This window comes from Georgenia halophila (assembly GCF_039541595.1).
Genome location: NZ_BAABGN010000009.1, coordinates 109691 through 129957, shown reverse-complemented (window position 1 = coordinate 129957; position 20267 = coordinate 109691). Strand labels below are relative to the sequence as shown.

Genomic DNA, 20267 nt, shown 5'->3' with positions numbered 1-20267 from the left:
GGGCGAGTGTGACGGTTGACACAATTGATTGCGCGCTGAAAAGATAGAGTCCGGCAAACAGCCGGCCGCCGGTCCGGCATCGCCCTGATCAATGCCGCAGCGATCGAACCTCGGGCCGCGGCAGACGAACGCCAACGGATTGCGACGACGATGAAGCCTCGGACTCTTGCCGTACCGCTCGCGACCGCCCTCATGCTGGCGGTCACGGCGTGCACCGGAACCAACAACACAGACACCGGATCGGAACCCTCGGCCGATGGCGAGGGCGTGACGCTGCGTTACCTCGTCGAGCAGCTCGAGGATGCGGCCGCGGAGGACCGGCTGCGCTCCCGGCTCGACGAGTTCGAGTCCGCGAACCCCCGGATCACGGTGGAGCTGGACACCATGCCGTTCGACACCATGCGTACGGTCCTGCAGACCCAGCTGCGCTCCGGCGATGCGCCGGACGTCATCAGCTGGGGATCGGGACCGAGCTTCGGCGGCGCCCTGGCCGAGGCCGGCCTCCTCTACGACCTGACGGACGCCTACGAGGAGTACGGCTGGGAGGTCTACGACTTCGCACGAGAGCGCGTCACCCAGGACGGGATGGTCTACGGGATACCGGGCGAGATGGAGACCCTCGGAATCTTCTACAACGCCGAGGTCTTCGACGAGCTCGGCATCGAGGAACCGCAGGACCTCGCCGACCTCGAGGCCGCGGCCGAGACCGTCCGCCAGGCCGATCTCGTGCCCTTGGCGGTGAGCGACCAGGAGGGTTGGCAGGGCGGTCACCTGCTCAGCATCGCGCTGTCCAGCAGCATCGGCTCGGAGGGAATGCAGGAGCTCATCGACGGCGAGCGGTCGTGGAACTCCCCCGAGGTGGTCGGGGCGCTCGAGCTGTGGGAGCGCTGGCAGCAGGCCGGATACCTGCCGCCGTCGCCGACGTCGATCTCGTACGACTCCGGGAACGCGCTGTTCTACTCGGGCGACGCGGCAATGATCCCGACCGGCAGCTGGCTCGCCGACGGCATCACGCAGAACACCGACTTCGAGGTCGGCTACATCCCCTTCCCCGCCCCGGACGGCCCCGGCATCTTCAGCGCCGGACTCGGGTCCGGGCCGATGATCACAGCGGAGACCGAGCATCCCGACGCGGCGCTGAAGCTGCTCGACTTCCTCGCCTCCCCGGAGCACGGGCGGTGGATGGTCGAGAACCTCACCGTCATCCCGCCGTTCCCGGCCGACACGGAGGGCGTGGACATCTCGCCCTTGTTCGAGGAGGTGCTGGCGGACGCCGAGGCGTTCGGGTCGGGCCAGGGTGACTTCGGCCTCAACATCGACGTGCTGACCACTCCTGCCTTCAACGAGGTGATGTTCAACGGCATGCAGGCGATCCTGTCCGACCAGGCCACGGCCGACGAGGTCGCGCAGCAGCTGCAGGACGCGGCCCAGGGCTGATGACGGCGCAGACCGACGTCCGGCCGGCGGCCGGGACGAGATCGGCACGGAGCCGGCGGACCCGCAAGCGCTCGGCGACGTACCAGGCGCCGCGGGTGACCCGACGCGCGCAGGCCCGCCTCGGAATCCTGCTGGTGGCGCCGTTGGCGGTCATGGTGACCCTGTTCTTCCTCGTGCCGCTCGTCAACGCCGTCTACTTCGCCCTCGTCGACTTCGACGGTCTGGACCCGAGCCCCCCGTTCGTGGGGCTCGCCAACTTCGCGGAGCTGCTCGTCGACCCGCGGGTGGGCGAAGCGCTGAAGAACAACGCGATCTGGATCGCACTGGGTACGGCTGCGCCGCTCGTCATCGGGCTCGTGCTCGCGCTGATGGTGTGGAACGTTCGGCGCGCGCACGCCGTCTACCGGGTGGCGTTCTTCCTGCCGTACGTCCTGCCCCAGGTTGCGATCGGTGTGGTGTGGGGATGGATCTACGACCCCATCCGCGGCTGGCTCAACCAGGTCCTCGAGGTCATCGGTCTCGGCGAGCTGCAGACCGGCTGGCTGGGCAACCCGAGCACGGCGCTCTACGCCGTCCTGGGAACCGCCATCTGGGCGACCGCGGGGTTCGTCTTCGTGATCTTCCTGTCCGCGCTGAGGAACGTCGACATCGAGCTCGTCGAGGCAGCGACCCTGGACGGCGCCAACAACGTCCAGCGCCTCTGGTACGTCATCCTGCCGCAGATCATGCCCGTGTTCCTGATGGTCACGACCGTCACGCTGATCGGGGGGTTCGGCGTGTTCGACATCGTCTTCGTGATGACCGGCGGAGGTCCCGCGGGCGCCACGGAGGTCCTCGGGACGTACGCGTACTCGAGCGCGTTCGAGCTCAACCGCATCAGCTACGGGACAGCCCTCGCCCTGGTCATCACGCTGCTGGCCATCCCGTTCACCGTCGCGCTCAACCGCCTCCAGCGGCGGATGTCGATGCAAGGGACCGGAGCATGACCGCACAGCAGAACCGCACACCGTCGCGGCGCCTCGCCACACTGACCGGAAAGCACGCCTTGTTGATCGTGCTCTCCTTGATGGCTCTCTTCCCGGTCATCCTCACGTTGTCCACGACCCTGAAGACGCCGGAGGACGTCCAGGTGAACCCGTTCGGGTTCTTCTCCTCGGTCTCGGCCGAGAACCTGATCTCGGCCTGGACCGTCGGCGGGTTCGGCGGCTACGTCGTGAACAGCTTCTTGCTGAGCGTGCCGAGCACCCTTCTCGTGGTCGTGCTCTCGACCATGGCCGGGTACACGTTCGCGCGCCTGCCCTTCCCCGGCCGCACGATCGTGTTCTACCTGGTGGTCGCCGGGCTGCTCGTCCCCTTCTTCACCTACATGATCCCGCTCTACTTCCAGCTCCGCGGCCTCGGCCTGCTCGACACCCTGCTGGGCGTCAACCTCGTGCTCGCCTCGACGGGGCTCGCCTTCGGCACGTTCTTCATGCGGGCCTTCTTCACGGATCTTCCGAACGAGCTGGAGCAGGCCGCGCGCATCGACGGTGCGTCGGAGTGGCAGATCTTCGTCAGGATCATGACGCCGCTGGTCAGCTCCGGCGCCGCCGCTCTCGCCGTCTTCACGTTCGTGCAGAACTGGAACAACTTCCTCGTCCCCCTGCTGTACCTGCCTGGCGGAAACTATCGCCCCCTGACCACGGGGCTGTACGTCTTCATGGGCGGCCGCTCCATCGACATCGGTCCGCTGGCGGCCGGAACGCTGATCACGATCCTTCCGGTCGTCCTCGTCTTCCTGGTCCTGCAGAAGCAGGTGACCCAGGGATTCCTGTCCGGGGCCGTCAAGGGGTGAGCCCGCCGGCGCGGCGGCAAGCATCCGGAAGACGTACGAACCACGAGGGAGCAACACCGTGCACGATGTCCTGGACCCGCGCGACCTGGTTCCCGACGAGGCGGAGCAGCTGCGAATCAGCGGCTTCGTGGTCGACGACCTCGAGGAGCAAGCCAGGGCCGCGGCCGCCGACGGAGACCTGGCGCGTCTCGACCTGATCGCCGTCCGGCTCGCGCGGGCGGTCCGCTCCCCCGACTGGACCTTCGACGAGCCGGACGACGACGCGACGCTGCACGCCTTGGCCGAGATCGTGGCGCCGGCACCGTACGAGTCCCTCGAGCTCGCCGAGCGTATCCGCGGAGCGTGGCTGGGGCGCTGCGTGGGCAACACCCTCGGCAAGCCGATCGAGGGGCTCGACCCCCGCCAGGTCGAGATCTATCTGCGTGCCGCCGGTCAGTGGCCGCTGCGGGGCTACCTGCCGTTGCTCGACCCGCTCCCGGAGGGCGTGCCGGCACTGCACCCCTCCGCGCCCGTCGCCACCGCCGGCCGCTTCTCCGACGTCCCCCGGGACGACGACATCGACTGGACCATCGTCGCTCTGCACCTGCTGGAAACCTACGGAACGGACCTCACCACCGAGGACGTGGCGCGCGAGTGGCTGGACCGGGTGCCGTTCACGCAGACCTACACCGCGGAGCGGGCCGCGTACCGCAACCTCGTCCACGGTGTTCGCCCGCCGGAGACCGCGACGCGCGCCAACCCGTACCGCGAGTGGATCGGAGCACTGATCCGGGGCGATGCCTTCGGATACGTCAACCCCGGCGATCCCGCTGCCGCCGCCAGGCTCGCGCTGGTCGACGCCCGGCTGAGCCACACGGGCAACGGCGTGTTCGGCGAGCTCTGGGCGGCGGCGCTAGCAGCGTGCGCCCTCGCCGCGGATGACATCGAGGAGGTCGTGACCACCGCGCTCCAGCTGGTGCCGGCCGGCTCCCGGTTGGCGGTCGCGATCAACGACATGCTGCGCTTGCGCGCGAGCGGTGCGACCGCCACCGAGGCCCTCGATTCGGTGGACCGGACGTTCTCCCGGTACCCGTGGGTGCACACGGTCAACAACGCCGCCCTCATCGCGATCGGCTTGCTGTGGGGTGGGTCGTTCATCGAGGCCGTCGGTCTGACGATCGCCGGCGGTCGTGACACCGACTCGAACGGCGCCACCGTGGGCAGCGTCTACGGCGCTCTACACGGTGCGGCTGCCGTGCCGAGCGAGCTCGTGGGCACGACGCACGTGCACGTGCGCAGCGCCGTGCGCGACTTCGACCGGATCACGATCGACGAGCTGACGCGGCGCACGCTCGCTGTGATCGGCTCCGGGCGGGTATGAGACGGGGTGGACGCAGCTCACTGCCGACCGGACGCGTCGGGGTGGTCAAGAATGTCCCGGCCCGCACCCCGTGGCGTCTACGGCATCCACGGCGCCACCTCGGCGTTCCTGGCGCTCGCGGCGGTGCTGCTCCTGCTCGCCTGACAGCCTTGGGTCATGGCAGTGCGGCGGCGTGCTCACTCGGACGATGCACCGTCGCGCCGGACATCATCCGGGTCAGGTGGTTCGAACACGTTCGCTTCGGTGCCGGAGGGCTCGTCGTCCTTGCCCGGAACGTCCTCGTCGTCCGACTCGCGGTCGTCCGAGCCCTCGTCCTGGGCTTCCTCGTCGTCGTACTCCGAGGGTTCGTAACCCTCGCCGAACCCCGGTGCGGTGGGCGGCGCGCCCGGGCCCGGGTCCGCCGCCGGGATGCCCTGCTCGTCGTCGGGATGCAGGTTCGGCTGGAAGGGGTGGGCCTGCGACATGGCTTCTGTCTACCACTGCCCAGGCCGGGGCGCGCGGCGTGGTACCCGTCCCCCGCGCGCCCCGCCGCTCACACCACGCCCAGGGCGATCATCGCGTCGGCCACCTTTGTGAAGCCGGCGATGTTGGCGCCGAGCACGTAGTTTCCGGGCTCGCCGTACTCGTCCGCGGTCTCGATGCACCGGTCGTGGATGTCCGCCATGATTCCCTCGAGGCGCTCCTCGGTGTACTCGAAGGACCACGAGTCCCGCGACGCGTTCTGCTGCATCTCGAGCGCCGATGTGGCGACGCCGCCGGCGTTGGCCGCCTTGCCGGGGCCGAAGAGCACGCCCGCCTGCTGCAGGAGCGAGGCGGCCTCCGACGTGGTCGGCATGTTGGCACCCTCGGCGACGGCGGAGACGCCGTTCGCGATCAGGCGCTTCGCGTCGTCCTCGGTGATCTCGTTCTGGGTGGCGCAGGGAAGGGCGACGTTCGCCGGGACGTCCCAGATCCGGCCGTCCTCGACCAGCCGCGCCCCGGGCCGGCGCTCCACGTAGTCGGCGACGCGGCCGCGCTCGACCTCCTTGATCTGGCGGAGGAGATCCACGTCGACACCGCCCTCGTCGACGACGTAGCCCGAGGAGTCCGAGAACGAGACCACCTGGGCGCCCTGCTTCTGGGCCTTGGCGATCGCGTGTACCGCGACGTTGCCGGATCCTGACACGACGACGCGCTGGCCGTCGAGGCTCTCGTTGCGGGTATTGAGCATGTGCTCGGCGAAGACGACCGTGCCGTACCCGGTTGCCTCGGTGCGCACGAGCGAGCCGCCCCAGGTGATGCCCTTGCCCGTCAGCACTCCGGACTCGTACCGGTTGGTGATGCGCTTGTACTGGCCGAACAGGTAACCGATCTCGCGGCCACCGACGCCGGTGTCGCCGGCCGGGACGTCGGTGTACTCGCCGATGTGCCGGTAGAGCTCAGACATGAAGGACTGGCAGAACCGCATGATCTCGCCGTCGGAGCGCCCCCGAGGGTCGAAGTCGGATCCGCCCTTGCCGCCACCGATCGGCATGCCCGTGAGGGCGTTCTTGAAGACCTGCTCGAAGCCGAGGAACTTGACGATGCCGAGGTACACGGACGGGTGGAACCGAAGGCCACCTTTGTACGGGCCGAGGGCGGAGTTGAACTCGACCCGGAACCCGCGGTTGATCTGGACCTGACCGGCGTCGTCGACCCACGGGACGCGGAAGATGATCTGGCGCTCCGGCTCGCAGATCCGCCCGAGCACTGCCGCTTCGACGTACTGCGGGTGCTTGCGGAGCACCGGGCCAAGGGAATCGAAGACCTCCCGGACGGCCTGGTGGAACTCGGCCTCTCCCGGGTTGCGACGAAGCACTTCGTCGAGGACGGTCTCTAGCTGGGGATCCATGTCACTCCTTCACGCGGGGACAAACGCCAACAGACCATACGCGTGTAGGAAGTGAGTGTGCTCGTTTGTCCCTCAAGACGCGAGACGACACTGCTAGCCATGGACCGTTGGGGGCTCGCCGCACCGCCAGCACGGAGTGCCGCGGTCCTCGACGAGCGCACCGCACTCGGTGCAGACGTTGCCGAGCCAGCACGCGGCCTCCCCTCCTTCGGGCTCCCAGCTCGCTTCGCCCTCCCAGCTCGGCTCCTGACCGGGCGGCACGTCGGGTTGGTCCGGTCTCACGTGCGCTCCTCGAGGAATTCTTCAAGCACCACGGCGTGGTTCGCGCGCGGCGTACACCGCCGGCTCGTAGACGGGCTTCAGGCGTATCGCGTCCCCGTCGGTCATGATCTCTCCCGCGTCTCGCACCGTCCGCCGAGAACCGTGACGGTACTCCGCCGGACCGGCGAACTGGTGGTCCTGCTTCCGGTGATCGATTCCCCGGGCGGGTTCACGGACCAGCGGGCGCGGCCCTCGGCCTGCGCCCTGCCGCGTGCCGGGCCATGGTGGCTCCGGCAGCACTTGAGCTCCGGCAGCAGCCGGTCGACGGAGGTGATACGCGATGTGGTTCGACTCGTGGGCAGACCTGGGACGTGTCGTCGCCGTCGGCGCGGCAGCGTACGTCGTCCTGGTCGTGCTGCTTCGGATCTCCGGCAAACGCACGCTGGCCAAGCTCAACGCGTTCGACTTCGTGGTCACGGTCGCGCTCGGCTCGACGCTCGCGACGATCCTGCTGAGTGCCGACGTCTCGTGGAGCGAGGGTGCGATCGCGTTGGCCGTCCTGGTGGTCCTGCAGATGGCGGTGTCCTGGACGACTGCGCATACGGGCCCCGGGCGGTTGGCCGTCACGGCCGGGCCCACCACGGTGCTCAGGGACGGTGTCGTAGACCATGTGGCCCTACGCAGACAACGCCTGACCCCCGCCGAGGTCCGGCAGGCGGTCCGCAGCAACGGGGTGGGCGGCCTGGACAAGGTGGCCCGCGTGGTCCTCGAGACGGACGGGACGCTGAGCGTGATCCCCGTCGGCAAAGTTGGTGACGGCTCGGCTCTCGAGCCTTCCGACCGAGAGCGGTAGGCGCTGCTGATGACGGCGCGACTCGGTCGCCCGCCGTGCGGACGCTGCGAGCCGGATCAGTCCCCGACCGGGGTCAGTCGCGGCGTCGGCAGTGACTCAGCGAGCGCGTCCGTGAGGAGAGCGACCAGCGCGTCGAGCTGCACGTCGGTCGAGGAGGACATCTCCTCGTCGGAACCGTCGAGCGCCCTTGCGGCCAGCCCGGCCTTGCTGTCGATCAGCTCCGCGATCCGTGTGTCGATGGTCTGCGCGGCGATGATGCGCCACGCCGTGACGGGCTCCTCCTGCCCGATGCGGTGGATGCGGTCGATCGCCTGTGTCTGCTCCGCGTCCGTCCAGGAGAGCTCGGCGAGCACCATGTCGGACGCGGCCTGCAGGTTGAGGCCGACGCCGGCCGCGGTGAGCGAGCAGACCGCGATGGCGACGTCTGGGTCGTTCGTGAACGCGTCGATGTGCTTCTGCCGTGCCGACGCCGTCTGGTCGCCGCGGATGGACGCGAACCGGATCCCGCGCTCGGCGAAGATCGCCTCGGCGGCGTCCATCACGTCGACGTGCTTGGCGAAAAACACGACCTTGCCGACGTTGCGTGCGAGCTGGGCGGCGTAGTCGGCCGCGGGACCGGCCTTCGCCTCACCGATGCGTCGCATCATGGAGAACACGTTCTCGTCGGACTTGGCGGCCTTGTCGGCCAGCTCCCAACGGGCGACCTGGCGTACGAGATCGCGATCGATCTCCTCGACGACGGTGTCGCCGTGACGTGCCTCCAGGGCGCTCTCGTAGCGGCTCACGAGGCGACGGGTGAGCTCGTGCTCGGCCGCGCGGATGGACCGACCGGCCCTGTCGTCGAGCTCGACGGGCAGGTCGGCGACGCGCCGAGCCGGGATGTCGGCCGCCACGTCCACCTTGCGGCGACGGACGATCCCGCGCTCGATCACGCTGGTGCGTGCCGCCGGGTAGAACCCGCGGTCGGCGGGGGTCAGGCCGGTCTCCTCCAGGGCTTCCATGAGCTCGCCGAGCGGCTTCTTGTCGTCGATCCAGCCGAGGAACTGCCAGATGGCTTTGAAGTCCTCGATGTCGTTGATCAGCGGAGTGCCGGTGAGCGCCATCAGCAGCGGGTTGCCGGTGCGCGAGCGGATGCGCTCGGAGATCTCCAGCACGTGCTGGGAACGCTGCGACTTCTTGTTCTTGATGTAGTGCGCCTCGTCGACGACCATGCCGCGGAACCCGAGGTCACCGAGCCAACCGATGTGCCGGTCGAGCACCTCGTAGTTCACGACGACGACGTCCGCGAAGCCGTCGATCGTGTCGCCGTCGCCGTGGACCACCGTTGCCCGACGGTTGGGCGTCCAGAGCGCGGCTTCACGTGCCCAGTTGGTCTTGACGACGTTCGGTACGACGACCAGCAGGGGGTAGGCGTTCGCCGCCTGCGCGGCCAGCAGCGCCTGCGCCGTCTTGCCGAGACCCGGCTCGTCGGCGAGCAGGAAGGTGCGGTGCCCGCCCGCGGCGGCAGCGACCATCCGTGCCTGGTGCGGCATCAGCTCGAGGTCGCTGGGGGCGCGGACGGGTGACTGCTCGGGGAGCTCCATGCACGATGAGGCCCCGCCGTACTCGAAGGACTTGAACAGCGGCCCGAGCAGCTCCCAGCCGGCCAGGCGGCGCGGCTGGACGCGGCGGTTCTGGGCTGAGGAGAAGTCCGGGGCGAGGAACGGGTTGGCGAGCTGTCGCGACACGACCGACTGGGGCACGACCTGACGCTGGGCGGGCGCTGAGGCCAGCTCCGGTTCGGACGGCTCGATCTCCTCCGCCGGGGCCTCGACGCCGGCGTCCTCGAGCAGCTCACGCTTGAGGGACCTCGCGGCGTCCGAGACGACCGCGTGCTCGTCGAGCAGCCCGAGCAGCGAGGTGTCGCGGGCCGCGGTCTTCGCGAGGATCGTGGCGATCCCGTCGAGCCGCTTGAGCTGCTCGTCCCGACCGGCCTCGGTAAGGTCCGGGTCGGCCTTCACCCGGGCGCGTTCCTCGCGCATCAGTAGCGCGGTGACCTGGAACTTCGTCCGCACCGATGGCTTCACGCGAGCGCGCTGCACCGCGCCCTCGACCTCCCGCGACACTCGTGCCAGCACGGGCATGATGCCGTCCTCGTCGCGGTGGCGACGTCGTTGGTTGCGCTGACTGGTACTGCGCGCGCCTGACTGGCGCTGGGCTCCTCGAGCCACAGAGTCCTCCTCTAGCATGTCCGGCCGCTCATCGGGCCGGGTCAATCCGCACACAGCACCGAGATCGGGCCGACGGGCGTCCGACGGTGCGGCCTGCTGGCCGCCCGGACCGGATCGTGCGCTGGTCACGCGGATCTCCGGGAGATCGACGCTCGGGCCGAACGGCCCGCCGACCAGTGAATCCGGCCCTCGAACGAGGGCACCCTCACCGACCTCGGTGCACCAGCCCTCTTCAGTAGCACAACGAGATTGAAGCCGGTGAAATTCCACCCTACCGTCTGTTGCCGGCGCGGGCGGCACAAGGGCGTCTCGTCCTTCCCGCATGGGCAGGCACGGCGGGTTCTGGGAGAGTGAGGCCTCAGAGTCGACGCGAGACGTGAGAGGAACTGTGACGATGCACCTGCTGCTGCCTTTTGCGGTGCTTCTCGTCGTCGCCGTGCTGATATCCGAGCGAGCGCATCGCACGGTGCTGTCCACCGCGGTGCTGTTCCTGCTGGGTGGGTTCCTGCTGGGCCCAGGCGTCACGGATGTGCTGCAGATCGAGGCCGGTGACCCGATCGTCGGCGGCCTTGCTGAGCTGGCCTTGTTCTCGGTGCTCTTCACCGACGGCATGCGCGTCGGGCTTGCTGACCTGCGCGCGGCCTGGCGGTTGCCCGGTAGGGCTCTGGCTCTCGGGATGCCTCTCACGCTCGGGATCACTGCTCTCCTCGGGCACTTCGTGGTCGGGCTGCCTTGGCTGGAGTCGTTCCTGCTCGGTGCCGTGCTCGCGCCGACCGACCCGGTGTTCGCGGCCGCCATCGTCGGGCGCAAGGAGGTACCCGGGCGACTGCGCCACATGCTCAACGTCGAGTCCGGTGTCAACGACGGCCTGGCGCTCCCGGTGGTGCTTGCACTGCTTGCGCTCGCGGGTGGCACGGAGGCAAGCGGCTGGCAGCTGGCGGAAGAGATCGGGCTCGGCATCGCCGTCGGCGTGGTGGTTCCGTACCTGGTGCTGCGGCTGGAACGGCTCCCGGCCTTCGCGGCCGTCCGCGCGCATCAACCGCTGGTGGCGGTCTCCATCGGGCTGCTGGTTCTGGGTGTCTGCGAGGCCACGCACGCCAACCTCTTCCTCGGCGCGTTCGCGGCCGGCGTGACCGTCGCCACCAGTGGTCCGGAGTTCCGGGTGGAGTTCGAGCGTTTTGGTGAGCTGGTCACCGAGTTGCTGAAGCTGGCGGCGATCCTCGTCTTCGGTGCCCTGATCACCCCGGAATTCCTGTTCGGGGAGATCCCGCTGGTGGGCTGGATCTTCGCGGTGCTGGCCCTGGTGCTCGCCAGGCCACTGGCGCTGCTGGTGGCGTTCGTCGGGGCCAGGTTGCCGGTACGTGAGCAGCTGGCGGCCATGTGGTTCGGCCCGAAGGGGTTCGCGTCAGTGGTGTACGGCCTGATCGTGCTGGAGTCCGGGATCCCGGCGGCGGACCAGCTCTATCACCTGATCGCTCTGGTGATCGTGCTGTCGATCATCGCTCATTCCTCGACGGACGTGGTCCTCGCGCGTCAGTTCGACACGGACGAGGAGCTCCAGGAGTGGGGCGAGCAGGAGCAGTAGGTAGCCCGCGACGTCGTGCGGGGAGCGCCTCAGGCGTGTGGGCGGGTCCGTGGCAGGCGTACGCGGACGACGGTGTCCCCGGGACGGGAGTGCACGGTGATCTCCCCGCCGTGCCGCTCGGCGACGATCCGCCGTGAGATGTCGAGCCCGAGGCCTGTGCCCTTGCCCACCTCCTTGGTGGTGAAGAACGGCTCGAAGGCGTGCGCGGCGACGTCGTCGGTCATGCCCGGACCGGTGTCTGCGATCTCCACGATGACGGCGCGGTCGTCCGCGTAGGTGCGCACGTGCAGCGTCCCGGTGCCCTCCATGGCGTCGATCGCGTTGTCGATGAGGTTCGTCCAGACCTGGTTGAGCTCGCCGGGCGAGGCGTCGACGGCGGGCACGTCGTCGGCATACTCGCGCTGCACGGTGACGCCGGCGCGCAGCTTGTGGCCGAGCATCACCAGCGTGCTCTCGAGCCCGTCGGTGACCCGGACCTGCTGGACGGTGGCCCGATCGAGCTGCGAGTAGGACTTGACAGCGGCGACGAGCTCGGAGATGCGGCGGACCGAGTCTTGCACCTGCGAGATCAGCGCGGTGGTCGTGACCGCGCCGGCGACCCACTCGAAGCCCGCCTGGAGCGCCGCGCCGTCCAACGTCGCCGCGACCCGTTCGCACCAACCGACGTCCGCGCCGGCGGCCGCCAGCGCCGGAGCGAGCAGCCAGTCCCGGTCGACCCCATGGTCAGTCAGCCAGCCAGACAGCGCGTCCTCGCGCTCGGCCAGCGCGACGCCCGTCGATGCCGGTGCCCCGTCGAGCTCGCGGCGCAGCTCGTCCAGGGCGACCAGCTGGGAGGTGCTCACCGATTCCGCGGCGAGCCGGTGCAGTGAGTCGCGCACGTCGTCGTTGCTGTCGCGGAGCGTGTCGACGGCGCGCACCGCGGCGGCGGCGGGGTTGTTGATCTCGTGGGCCATGCCGGCCGCCAGGGTGCCGAGGGCCACCAGCGCCTCGCGCTGACGAGCGTTCTGCTCGATCTGGCGCGCCGTGCCCATGAGCCCTCTGAGCAGGTGGACCGCGAACGGGAACCATTCCTCACCGTGTGCGGAGAGCCGATCGGCGGCGAGGCGGAACGCCCGGCCGGCCTGGTTGGCTCGGCCGCTGCCCATGTAGACACTGTGCTCGTGCCAGGCCCGTAGCCCGCCCGCCCACTGCCCGCGCGTCTGCATCGTGGCGAGCACCGTGTCCTCGTGGCCGATCCGTCGCACGAGGTCGATGCTGCCGTCGAGCAGCAGCCACCAGTGGTCGGCGGGCCGGCCCTCGTCGAACAGGTGCTCACCGTCCTCGAAGAACACCTCTTCCCCGGAGGCCGCGAGCTCGGCGACCTGCTCGTCGGTGAGCCCGTCGAGGAGCGGGATGCCACGCAAGTCGTCGTACAGCATCAGACGGTCGCCAGGTAACGGTGCACGAGGTAGACGGCCATGGCGCCCTCGCCGACGGCCGAGGCCACCCGCTTCATGCTGTCGAGGCGAACGTCCCCGGCGGCGAAGACGCCCGGGACGCTCGTTTCGAGGGCGAAGGGCGTGCGTTCGAGTGGCCAACCGATCTCCTGCGGCAGGTCGGGGCCGGTGAGGATGAAGCCGCGGGCGTCGCGGGCGACGTCCGTCCCGAGCCAGTCCGTCCGCGGGGCGGCCCCGATGAAGACGAACATCCAGCTCGTGGCGACCTCCTCCTCGGTCCCTGCGGCCCGGTCGGCCAACGTGATGGCTTCGAGGTGGTCCCCACCGCGGGCCCTGACGACCTCGGTCCGGAGCCGTACGTCGATGTTCGAGGTGGCCCGGATACGGCTGACCAGGTACTGCGACATCGAAGCCTCGAGCGTGACCCCCCGAGCGACGAGCACCACGCGCCTGGCGTAGCGGGCAAGGTTCAGTGCCGCCTGGCCGGCGGAGTTCGCCGCACCGACGACGTACACGTCCTCCCCCATGGCTTGGCTCGCCTCGCTGGCGCTCGCTCCGTAGTAGGTACCGCGACCGACGACATCGTCGAGGCCCGGAGCCTCCAGCCGGCGGTAGGAGACACCGCTGGCCACGAGCACCGCCCGCGCCTCGATGTCGGCCGAGCCGTCGAGCAGCACCGCGCGAACCGGCCCGCGCGTCTCGAAGCCGACCACGTCGCGCGCCAGGACCATCTCAGCACCGAACCTGGACGCCTGCGCCACCGCGCGGTGAGTGAGGTCGGCACCGGAGAGTCCCTTGGGAAAGCCGAGGTAATTCTCGATCGAGGCGCTCTGACCAGCCTGGCCCCCGGGGGCGTCACGCTCGACAACCACGGTCTGCAGGCCCTCGGAAGCCGCGTACACGGCTGCCGCGAGACCGGCCGGCCCTGCACCCACGATGCACAGGTCGTACAGCGGGCGCTCGGCCCGGGTGCGCAGTCCGAGGGCGTGGGCGAGCTGGAGGGTGGTCGGGGCGCGCAGACAGGCGCCCTCGGGCAGCGTCACCACCGGGAGCTCCGCGCTGTCGGCGCCCGCGAGGTCGAGCAGCCGCCGGGCCTCCTCACTCTGGTCGACCTCGAGCCAGCGATAGGGAACGTGATTGTGCGCGAGGAAGGACTTCACCTCGTGCGTGCGCTCCGACCACCGGTGCCCCACGACGCGTACCTCGGAGTCGCGGTCCGGGTGCGCCCGGACCCAGTCGCCGAGGAGCTCGTCCAGCACCGGGTAGAGCCGCTCCTCGGGTGGGTCCCACGGCTTGACCAGGTAGTGGTCGAGCGCGATGTCGTTGATCGCCTGAATGGCCACGTCGGTGTCGGCGTATGCGGTCAGCAGCACGAGCTTCGACGCCGGTGACTGCTGCCGGACCTCCTGGAGGACCTCGATGCCCGTCATCGCCGGCATCCGCTGGTCGGTGACGACCGCGGCGAGCGGTTGGTCCTTCAGGACGAGGGCCGCCATCATCTCCAGGGCTTCCGGGCCCGAGGTGGCGCGAAGGATTCGATAGTCGGCCCCGTAGTGCGCCCGCAGGTCCCGGACCACGGCCGCGGCGACCGCGGCGTCGTCGTCGACCGCGAGGATCGCCGGCTTGGCCATCGGCTCCTCCTGGAAGCTGTGCCGGACCGATACGGGAATCCGCTGTCCGACACGGGGACAGTACCGCCGCTGTCCTCCCCTGGTCAGGGGTATGAGCAATAGCCGTGGACTGGCACAAGACTCGGTATGCGGACCGACGACATCGCCGAAGGGATGAGCATGGTGGCTCGAGGACCTCCCGCATGAGCACAGTCAGCCGGCTGCTGGAAGGGTGGGGCTGAAGAATCGACGTGAGACCGAGGGAACGCGTGACGATGCCCCACTGCTGTCCTTCGCGGGGCTCCCCGTCGTCGCCGTGCTGATATCCGAGCGGGCGCATCGCACGGTGCTGTCCGCCGCGGTGCTTTCCCCTGGCTGGAGCGTTTTGGTGAGCTGGTCACCGAGCTGCTGAAGCTGGCGGCGATCCTCGTCTTCGGTGCCCTGATCACCCCGGAATTCCTGTTCGGGGAGATCCCACTGGTGGGCTGGATCTTCGCGGTGCTGGCCCTGGTGCTCGCCAGGCCACTGGCGCTGCTGGTGGCGTTCGTCGGGACCAGGTTGCCGGTACGTGAGCAGCTGGCGGCCATGTGGTTCGGCCCGAAGGGGTTCGCGTCAGTGGTGTACGGCCTGATCGTGCTGTCGGTCGTCGCCCATTCCTCGACGGACGTGGTCCTCGCGCGTCAGTGCGGCCGTCCGCGAAGTCCTGAGACTTCACACGGTCTGGCAGCGGAATTCGAACCTACGGCCCCGACGCATCCGGTCAGGAAGCCGCATGGTCTATGGCCGCGGTGCCCACGGCGAGCTGGCTCACGCGGTAGCGAGCGTAGGCGTTGACGTGGATCGCGTAGAGACCACCCACCGCTTCGACGGGGATCAGGTAGTAGTTGAAATCGCCGTCGATAATGAAGAAGTCGTCGATCTCGTCGGGGTCGTAGGTCTTGCATTCTTTCCGACTGACCGAGAGCTGAACCTTCCAACCTGCTTTGCCGGCTGCGACGGTCGTCGTCTTTACCTGTACGCGCCGGATCCTCTTGCCCTTCGTGACCAGTAGGTCGTAACGAGCCGGCTCGAGCGGCCACGCGACGCCACAACCGCAGAGCTTGAACCAGGCGGCCGCCATCATCGAGCCGGCGCTCCCGAGGCAGTCCAGGGCGGGGCGGAGGCCATGCGGCGCCGTTTCGATTGCCTGCACAGCGAGGTGGGTCGTGTCGAGGCGCAGCCGGGCCGCGTGGCCCTTGACCGAGGCGACGGCGGACCCGCCGCGCAGCCCGAGGGTCGTCACGACGTCGGACCAGCTGCCGGCGGCAGCGACGGCCTCGCGGAGCGCGGATTCGGTCCACCGACGCTGACCGGTGAAGTGGCTGTAGTCGAGGGCCAGCCGATCAGCATGAGCACGGATCGACCGCATCGCGGCAGCGGACGTACCGGCCAGCCCGAGGTGACGGAGCACTCCCCGCCATGAGACGGACGCGGCGATAGCTTCGACAAGCTGACTGTCCGAGTACTTTCTCCCATGGACCATGGTCGGAACCTATGGGGCGCTACTGACATCCGGCTCTGCCACCGCCGGTCTCGATCGCTAGGTCTCAGCGTTCGAGGGCATCGAAGGCGAGAAGCCCGGGAACTGCATGGTTCCAGGCCTCTCGGTCTGTCGGGCTGGCGGGATTTGAACCCACGACCCCCTGACCCCCAGTCAGGTGCGCTACCAAGCTGCGCCACAGCCCGTGGCCCGCCGGCTGCTGCCGTGCGGACTGGACGATGCTACCCCAGCGGCAGGGTCCTCTCCGAATCGCTGGAGGTGTGACCCTGACGACCCGCGAGCTCTCAGACGTCGGCCTCGTGAAGCCGTTCGAGACGGTGCTTCTCCGCCGCGATGACGCCGAGCGTGGCGAGCGCGAGCAGCAGTGCGGCCGTCGCGGGCCAAGGCTCGATCCGGAACAGCGCCACCTGCGTCACCAGCACGTTGACCAGCACACCGCGCCGCAGCCACTGGAACGCCGCGTACCGGTCCTCGTGCAGCAGCATCCACGCCCGCACGCCGGCGACCAGCGAAAGCAGGACGGAGACCACGGTGACCAGCTCCGCCCAGACCGGGTCCTTGCCCCAGGTGAGCGCTACCGTGATCGCGGTGCCGGCGGCGACGGCCACCACCAGCCAGACGGTCGCCACGGTAGCCCAGCGTCGGGTGACGACCGCACGGAACAACGCCCGGAGCCGGTAGGCCACCGCGGTCAGGGGATCCGGAGCCTGCGTCTCGTCCGCGGGCACTGCGGCGAGCAGGGCCTCGGTCTCGGCCGCTCCGCGTGAACCCGCACCACGTGCCAGCATCTCCTCCGCGACGGCGCGCCGCTCCTCGCTCAGGCCGCCGGCGATGCCCGAGACGGCGTAGTCGGCGGCGGCCGCCACGTACTCCGTCCCGTCGTGCACGCGTCGGCCGTGCACCGCGTCGGCCGCCACCATGAGCAGCACAACGATGACGTACATGATCATCGGCGCCGGTGCGTAGAAGTAGTCGTTGTCCGCGGTGAGGAACTTGCCGATCTCGTCGATGAACAGCCCGAAACCCACGCCACCGACGAACGCCACGATCGGCCGTACCACCGGACCCGCGAAGGACAGGGCCAGCACGACGGCCACGGCCATGAGCTGCCCGCCCCAGAGCACGTGCGCCACGTGCAGCGATTCCCCGCCGATCTGCGGGAATCCCGTCAGCGCCAGGAAGCCACGGGTGACGACGATGGTCACGACCGCAACCACGGCGAAGCCGAGGACGTGCTCGGCCGCGCGAGGATCTCGCGGGAGCCCCCAGCGCAGCAGCCGGTGCCGTGAGCCCCGGAACCGTTCAGCGGCCATCAGCGCCGCCGCTTCTCCCGGACGCGGACGCTGATCTCGATGGGGCTGCCGGTGAAGCCGAAGTTCTCCCGCAGCCGGTTCTCGATGAACCGTCGGTAGCCGGCCTCGATGAAGCCGGTCGCGAAGATCACGAATCGTGGGGGCCGGTTGGACGCCTGCGTCGCGAACAGGATGCGTGGCTGCCTGCCACCCCGGACCGGGTGCGGGTGACCTGCCGTCAGCTCGCCGAGGAAGGCGTTCAGCCGCCCGGTCGGGATGCGGGTGTCCCAGGACTCCAGGGCGGTGTCCAGGGCCTTGGAGAGCCGGTTGGTGTGCCAGCCGGTGCGGGCGGAGAGGTTCACCCGCGGGGCCCACTGGACCTGGACGAGGTCCATCTCGATCTCGCGCTCCAGATAGGGGCGGCGGTCCTCGTCCAGGATGTCCCACTTGTTGTACGCGATCACGAGCGCCCGACCCGTGTCGATGACCTGCTGGATCACGCGGGTGTCCTGCTCCGTCATGGGCACGGACGCGTCGACCAGGACGACGCCGACCTCCGCCTTCTCCAGGGCCGCTCGGGTCCGCAGGGAGGCGTAGTAGTCGGCACCGGAGGTCTGGTGCACCCGACGGCGGATCCCGGCCGTGTCGACGAACCACCACGGTTTCCCGTCGAGCTCGATGAGCTCGTCCACCGGGTCGCGCGTGGTCCCGGCGACCTCATCGACGACGACCCGCTCGTTGCCGGCCAGCTTGTTCAGCAGCGAGGACTTGCCGACGTTCGGGCGTCCGACCAGGGCGACGCGCCGCGGCCCGCCCTCCGGCATCCGGTCGGCCACGGCGGAGACCTCGGGCAGCACCCGGATGGCCTCGTCTAGGACGTCACCGCTCCCCCGGCCGTGCAGCGCGGAGACCGGCCAGGGCTGCCCCAGTCCGAGCGACCACAGCGTGGTGGCGTCCGCCTCCTGCATCGACGAGTCGACCTTGTTGGCGACCAGCACCACCGGTTTGCCCGACCGGCGCAGCAGTCGCACCACCTGTTCGTCGGTGTCCGTCGGCCCGACCGTGGCGTCCACGACGAACATGACGGCGTCCGCCAGCTCCACCGCGATCTCGGCCTGCTTGGCGACCGAGGCGGCCATACCGGCGACGTCGAGCTCCCACCCGCCGGTGTCGATCAGGGTGAAGTTCCGACCGGCCCACTCGGCGGGGTACATGACACGGTCCCGGGTTACGCCGGGGACGTCCTGGACGACCGCCTCCCGGTGCCCCAGGACCCGGTTGACCAGGGTCGACTTGCCGACGTTGGGCCGGCCGATGACGGCGAGCACGGGAAGGGCGGCCTGGCTCTGCGCGTCCTCGGACGACTCCCCGGACTCGAGAACGTCCAGGTCCTCGTCCTCGAGGGCGTAGTCGGCCAGGCCGGCGCGCAGCGCCTCGGCGTGCCGCGAGTCGGCGGCGGGGTCGGTGCTCATCGGACGATTGTCTCAGCCGGACGGCGGGTGTTTCACTCGCCGAGACCGAGTTCACTGTCGACCGGCAGGTCCACGCCGGTCAGCTCGATCGCGTGCTCGACGTGGGCCTTCATCCCCGCGCCGATCGCGGTCATCGCCGTCGCCATCGCCTGGCGGCCGGTCCGGTCCGCCGTGTCGAGGTTGATCGGCTCGCCGTACACGACGTGCAGGCGGCTGCGCGGCCACGGCACGTGCCCACGCTTGTTCCCGGTCCGGCGGGTCCCGAGGATCGCTGCCGGCACGACCGGTGCGCCGGTCTGGACAGCGAGCCAGGCCACCCCCGCCCGGACCGACGTGAGGTCGCCCCGGCCGCGGGTGCCCTCGGGGAAGATCCCGACGACCCGTCCTTCGAGGAGGAGCTGCCGGGCCACCGTCAGCGCTGCGCGGCCGGAACGGCGGTCGACCGGGATCTGACCCGCCCAGGTCATCAGGAACCCGATGGGAGAGTCGAAGAACTCCTGCTTGACGATGATGTGGCTGTCGCGCGGCAGCGCACCGTGCAGCAGCGGTCCGTCGATGATCCCGGTGTGGTTCGAGGCGATGATGACCGGCCCGGACGCCGGGACGTTCTCGGCGTCGTGGACCACGGTGTTCCACCAGACGTGGTCGAGCACCCAGCCCACTCTGCGGGACCAGCTCGGTCCCCAGCGGTAGATGTCCTCGGCGCGCACACGCTGACCGCGGGTCGGTGCCCTCACGGCCGGGCCTGCCGTGCGCCGGCGATGACGGTGAGCACGGCGTCGACCGTCTCGTCGATGCCGAGCGCGCTCGAGTCGACGGTGACCACGCCGTCGGCGGCCGTGAGGAAGGTCGAGACGGTGGAGTCGTCGGCGTCGCGGCGCAGCACCTCGTCCCGCGTGGCCTCCAGGGTGCTGTGGTCGGCGTTGCCGTGCCGCTCACGGGCCCGGCGCGTCAGGCGGGCCTGCTCGTCCGCGACCAGCAGGATCCGCACGTCCGCGTCCGGCGCGACGACGGTGGTGATGTCCCGGCCTTCCGCGACCACACCCCGCCCGCCGCTGCGGGAATCGGTGCCGGGCGTCGTCTCCTCGGCGATGATGGCGCGCTGCAGGCGGGCGAGTTCGGTGCGCACGTCGAGGTTGGTGGCGACCTTCGAGACGACGGCGGTCAGCACCGCCTCGCGGATCGCAGCGGTGATGTCGACGTCGTCGCACACCACGCGCGGGTCGGCCGGGTCGGTGACCATCCGCAGCGGCATCGCGTGCACCGCACCGGTGACGGCCGGGGCGTCGTCGAGGTCGACGTCTGCCCGCCGGCACCACCAGGTCGCGGCCCGGTACATCGCACCCGTGTCCAGGTACGCCAGATCGAGCTCGGCGGCCACGCGCCGCGAGACGGTCGACTTCCCCGAGCCGGACGGCCCGTCGATCGCGACGACGACGCCGCGGTCGCTGACGTTCTCCACTGATCTCCTCCTGCTGCGCCTGCGCGCCGTGTCGTTCATCGGTCA

The 20267-nt window shown here is 69.7% G+C and carries 16 protein-coding genes, 1 tRNA gene and 1 pseudogene; 7 read left to right on the top strand and 11 right to left on the bottom strand.

The features are described 5' to 3' along the window. Positions 1-150: 150 nt before the first annotated feature. Genes ABD907_RS10905 through ABD907_RS10890 form a run of 4 tightly spaced genes read left to right on the top strand, consistent with a single transcriptional unit; the run spans position 151 to position 4631 of the window. On the top strand, positions 151-1437 hold the full coding sequence (locus ABD907_RS10905) for an ABC transporter substrate-binding protein (RefSeq protein WP_345216284.1): 1287 nt from the start codon (positions 151-153) through the stop codon (positions 1435-1437). After that, positions 1437-2423, top strand: a complete 987-nt coding sequence (locus tag ABD907_RS10900; RefSeq protein ID WP_345216283.1) for a carbohydrate ABC transporter permease — start codon at positions 1437-1439, stop codon at positions 2421-2423. The genes ABD907_RS10905 and ABD907_RS10900 overlap by 1 nt, the downstream gene beginning before the upstream one ends. Beyond that, on the top strand, positions 2420-3271 hold the full coding sequence (locus tag ABD907_RS10895) for a carbohydrate ABC transporter permease (RefSeq protein WP_345216282.1): 852 nt from the start codon (positions 2420-2422) through the stop codon (positions 3269-3271). Before ABD907_RS10900 ends, ABD907_RS10895 begins: the two co-directional genes overlap by 4 nt. Positions 3272-3329: 58 nt before the next feature. Beyond that, positions 3330-4631 (top strand): ADP-ribosylglycohydrolase family protein, encoded by a 1302-nt coding sequence (locus tag ABD907_RS10890; protein ID WP_345216281.1) that lies wholly within the window; start codon positions 3330-3332, stop codon positions 4629-4631. Between the two features lie 176 nt (positions 4632-4807). On the opposite strand, the gene ABD907_RS10885 is transcribed toward ABD907_RS10890, so the two are convergent. Together ABD907_RS10885 and gdhA are read right to left on the bottom strand one after the other, a co-directional pair. Continuing rightward, on the bottom strand, positions 4808-5095 hold the full coding sequence (locus ABD907_RS10885) for a hypothetical protein (protein WP_345216280.1): 288 nt from the start codon (positions 5093-5095) through the stop codon (positions 4808-4810). Positions 5096-5163: 68 nt separating this feature from the next. Continuing rightward, positions 5164-6501, bottom strand: a complete 1338-nt coding sequence (gene gdhA / locus ABD907_RS10880; RefSeq protein ID WP_345216279.1) for an NADP-specific glutamate dehydrogenase — start codon at positions 6499-6501, stop codon at positions 5164-5166. A 601-nt stretch (positions 6502-7102) separates the two neighbouring features. Here gdhA and ABD907_RS10875 point away from each other — a divergent pair. Further along, positions 7103-7615 carry a DUF421 domain-containing protein gene (locus ABD907_RS10875; RefSeq protein ID WP_345216278.1) on the top strand — a complete coding sequence of 171 codons (513 nt, stop codon included), beginning with the start codon at positions 7103-7105 and terminating at the stop codon, positions 7613-7615. A gap of 56 nt (positions 7616-7671) precedes the next feature. Here ABD907_RS10875 and ABD907_RS10870 read toward each other — a convergent pair whose 3' ends face one another. Continuing rightward, positions 7672-9825 carry a DEAD/DEAH box helicase gene (locus tag ABD907_RS10870; RefSeq protein ID WP_486334077.1) on the bottom strand — a complete coding sequence of 718 codons (2154 nt, stop codon included), beginning with the start codon at positions 9823-9825 and terminating at the stop codon, positions 7672-7674. A gap of 394 nt (positions 9826-10219) precedes the next feature. On the opposite strand from ABD907_RS10870, the gene ABD907_RS10865 reads away from it, so the two are divergent. After that, the gene (locus tag ABD907_RS10865) at positions 10220-11410 is read left to right on the top strand and encodes a cation:proton antiporter (RefSeq protein ID WP_345216276.1); all 1191 of its coding nucleotides are present in this window, start codon (positions 10220-10222) and stop codon (positions 11408-11410) included. Between the two features lie 29 nt (positions 11411-11439). Here ABD907_RS10865 and ABD907_RS10860 read toward each other — a convergent pair whose 3' ends face one another. Both ABD907_RS10860 and ABD907_RS10855 read right to left on the bottom strand, forming a co-directional pair. After that, the gene (locus ABD907_RS10860) at positions 11440-12828 is read right to left on the bottom strand and encodes a sensor histidine kinase (RefSeq protein ID WP_345216275.1); all 1389 of its coding nucleotides are present in this window, start codon (positions 12826-12828) and stop codon (positions 11440-11442) included. Further along, entirely contained in the window at positions 12828-14477 is a 1650-nt protein-coding gene (locus ABD907_RS10855) for an NAD(P)/FAD-dependent oxidoreductase (protein ID WP_345216274.1), read from the bottom strand. The genes ABD907_RS10860 and ABD907_RS10855 overlap by 1 nt, the downstream gene beginning before the upstream one ends. Before the next feature lie 315 nt (positions 14478-14792). Here ABD907_RS10855 and ABD907_RS21260 point away from each other — a divergent pair. After that, positions 14793-15290: pseudogene (locus ABD907_RS21260) on the top strand (cation:proton antiporter); the annotation flags it as partial. Here the strand turns inward: ABD907_RS21260 and ABD907_RS10850 are convergent. The 6 genes from ABD907_RS10850 to cmk form a co-directional block, all read right to left on the bottom strand. Beyond that, positions 15217-15864 (bottom strand): group I intron-associated PD-(D/E)XK endonuclease, encoded by a 648-nt coding sequence (locus ABD907_RS10850; protein ID WP_345216273.1) that lies wholly within the window; start codon positions 15862-15864, stop codon positions 15217-15219. The pseudogene ABD907_RS21260 and the gene ABD907_RS10850 sit on opposite strands and share 74 nt — an antisense overlap. Before the next feature lie 243 nt (positions 15865-16107). Beyond that, positions 16108-16181: transfer RNA gene (locus ABD907_RS10845), tRNA-Pro, on the bottom strand. A 99-nt stretch (positions 16182-16280) separates the two neighbouring features. Beyond that, a complete protein-coding gene (locus ABD907_RS10840) occupies positions 16281-17309 on the bottom strand; it encodes a hypothetical protein (protein WP_345216272.1) in 1029 nt (342 codons plus the stop codon). Beyond that, positions 17309-18760 (bottom strand): ribosome biogenesis GTPase Der, encoded by a 1452-nt coding sequence (gene der / locus ABD907_RS10835; protein WP_345216271.1) that lies wholly within the window; start codon positions 18758-18760, stop codon positions 17309-17311. The genes ABD907_RS10840 and der overlap by 1 nt, the downstream gene beginning before the upstream one ends. A 32-nt stretch (positions 18761-18792) precedes the next feature. Next, positions 18793-19497: a lysophospholipid acyltransferase family protein gene (locus ABD907_RS10830; RefSeq protein ID WP_345216270.1), complete on the bottom strand. Its 705-nt coding sequence runs from the start codon at positions 19495-19497 to the stop codon at positions 18793-18795. Further along, a complete protein-coding gene (gene cmk / locus ABD907_RS10825) occupies positions 19494-20261 on the bottom strand; it encodes a (d)CMP kinase (RefSeq protein ID WP_486334076.1) in 768 nt (255 codons plus the stop codon). Before cmk ends, ABD907_RS10830 begins: the two co-directional genes overlap by 4 nt. Positions 20262-20267 lie beyond the last annotated feature (6 nt).

What these genes read in the sequence shown, in the direction of transcription:
- ABD907_RS10905 (WP_345216284.1), top strand. Translation starts at nt 151, where the DNA reads ATGAAGCCTCGGACTCTTGCCGTACCGCTCGCGACCGCCCTCATGCTG.
- ABD907_RS10900 (WP_345216283.1), top strand. Translation starts at nt 1,437, where the DNA reads ATGACGGCGCAGACCGACGTCCGGCCGGCGGCCGGGACGAGATCGGCA.
- ABD907_RS10895 (WP_345216282.1), top strand. Translation starts at nt 2,420, where the DNA reads ATGACCGCACAGCAGAACCGCACACCGTCGCGGCGCCTCGCCACACTG.
- ABD907_RS10885 (WP_345216280.1), bottom strand. Translation starts at nt 5,095, where the DNA reads ATGTCGCAGGCCCACCCCTTCCAGCCGAACCTGCATCCCGACGACGAG.
- gdhA (WP_345216279.1), bottom strand. Translation starts at nt 6,501, where the DNA reads ATGGATCCCCAGCTAGAGACCGTCCTCGACGAAGTGCTTCGTCGCAAC.
- ABD907_RS10875 (WP_345216278.1), top strand. Translation starts at nt 7,103, where the DNA reads ATGTGGTTCGACTCGTGGGCAGACCTGGGACGTGTCGTCGCCGTCGGC.
- ABD907_RS10865 (WP_345216276.1), top strand. Translation starts at nt 10,220, where the DNA reads ATGCACCTGCTGCTGCCTTTTGCGGTGCTTCTCGTCGTCGCCGTGCTG.
- ABD907_RS10860 (WP_345216275.1), bottom strand. Translation starts at nt 12,828, where the DNA reads ATGCTGTACGACGACTTGCGTGGCATCCCGCTCCTCGACGGGCTCACC.
- ABD907_RS10855 (WP_345216274.1), bottom strand. Translation starts at nt 14,477, where the DNA reads ATGGCCAAGCCGGCGATCCTCGCGGTCGACGACGACGCCGCGGTCGCC.
- ABD907_RS10850 (WP_345216273.1), bottom strand. Translation starts at nt 15,864, where the DNA reads ATGCGGTCGATCCGTGCTCATGCTGATCGGCTGGCCCTCGACTACAGC.
- ABD907_RS10840 (WP_345216272.1), bottom strand. Translation starts at nt 17,309, where the DNA reads ATGGCCGCTGAACGGTTCCGGGGCTCACGGCACCGGCTGCTGCGCTGG.
- der (WP_345216271.1), bottom strand. Translation starts at nt 18,760, where the DNA reads ATGAGCACCGACCCCGCCGCCGACTCGCGGCACGCCGAGGCGCTGCGC.
- cmk (WP_486334076.1), bottom strand. Translation starts at nt 20,261, where the DNA reads ATGAACGACACGGCGCGCAGGCGCAGCAGGAGGAGATCAGTGGAGAAC.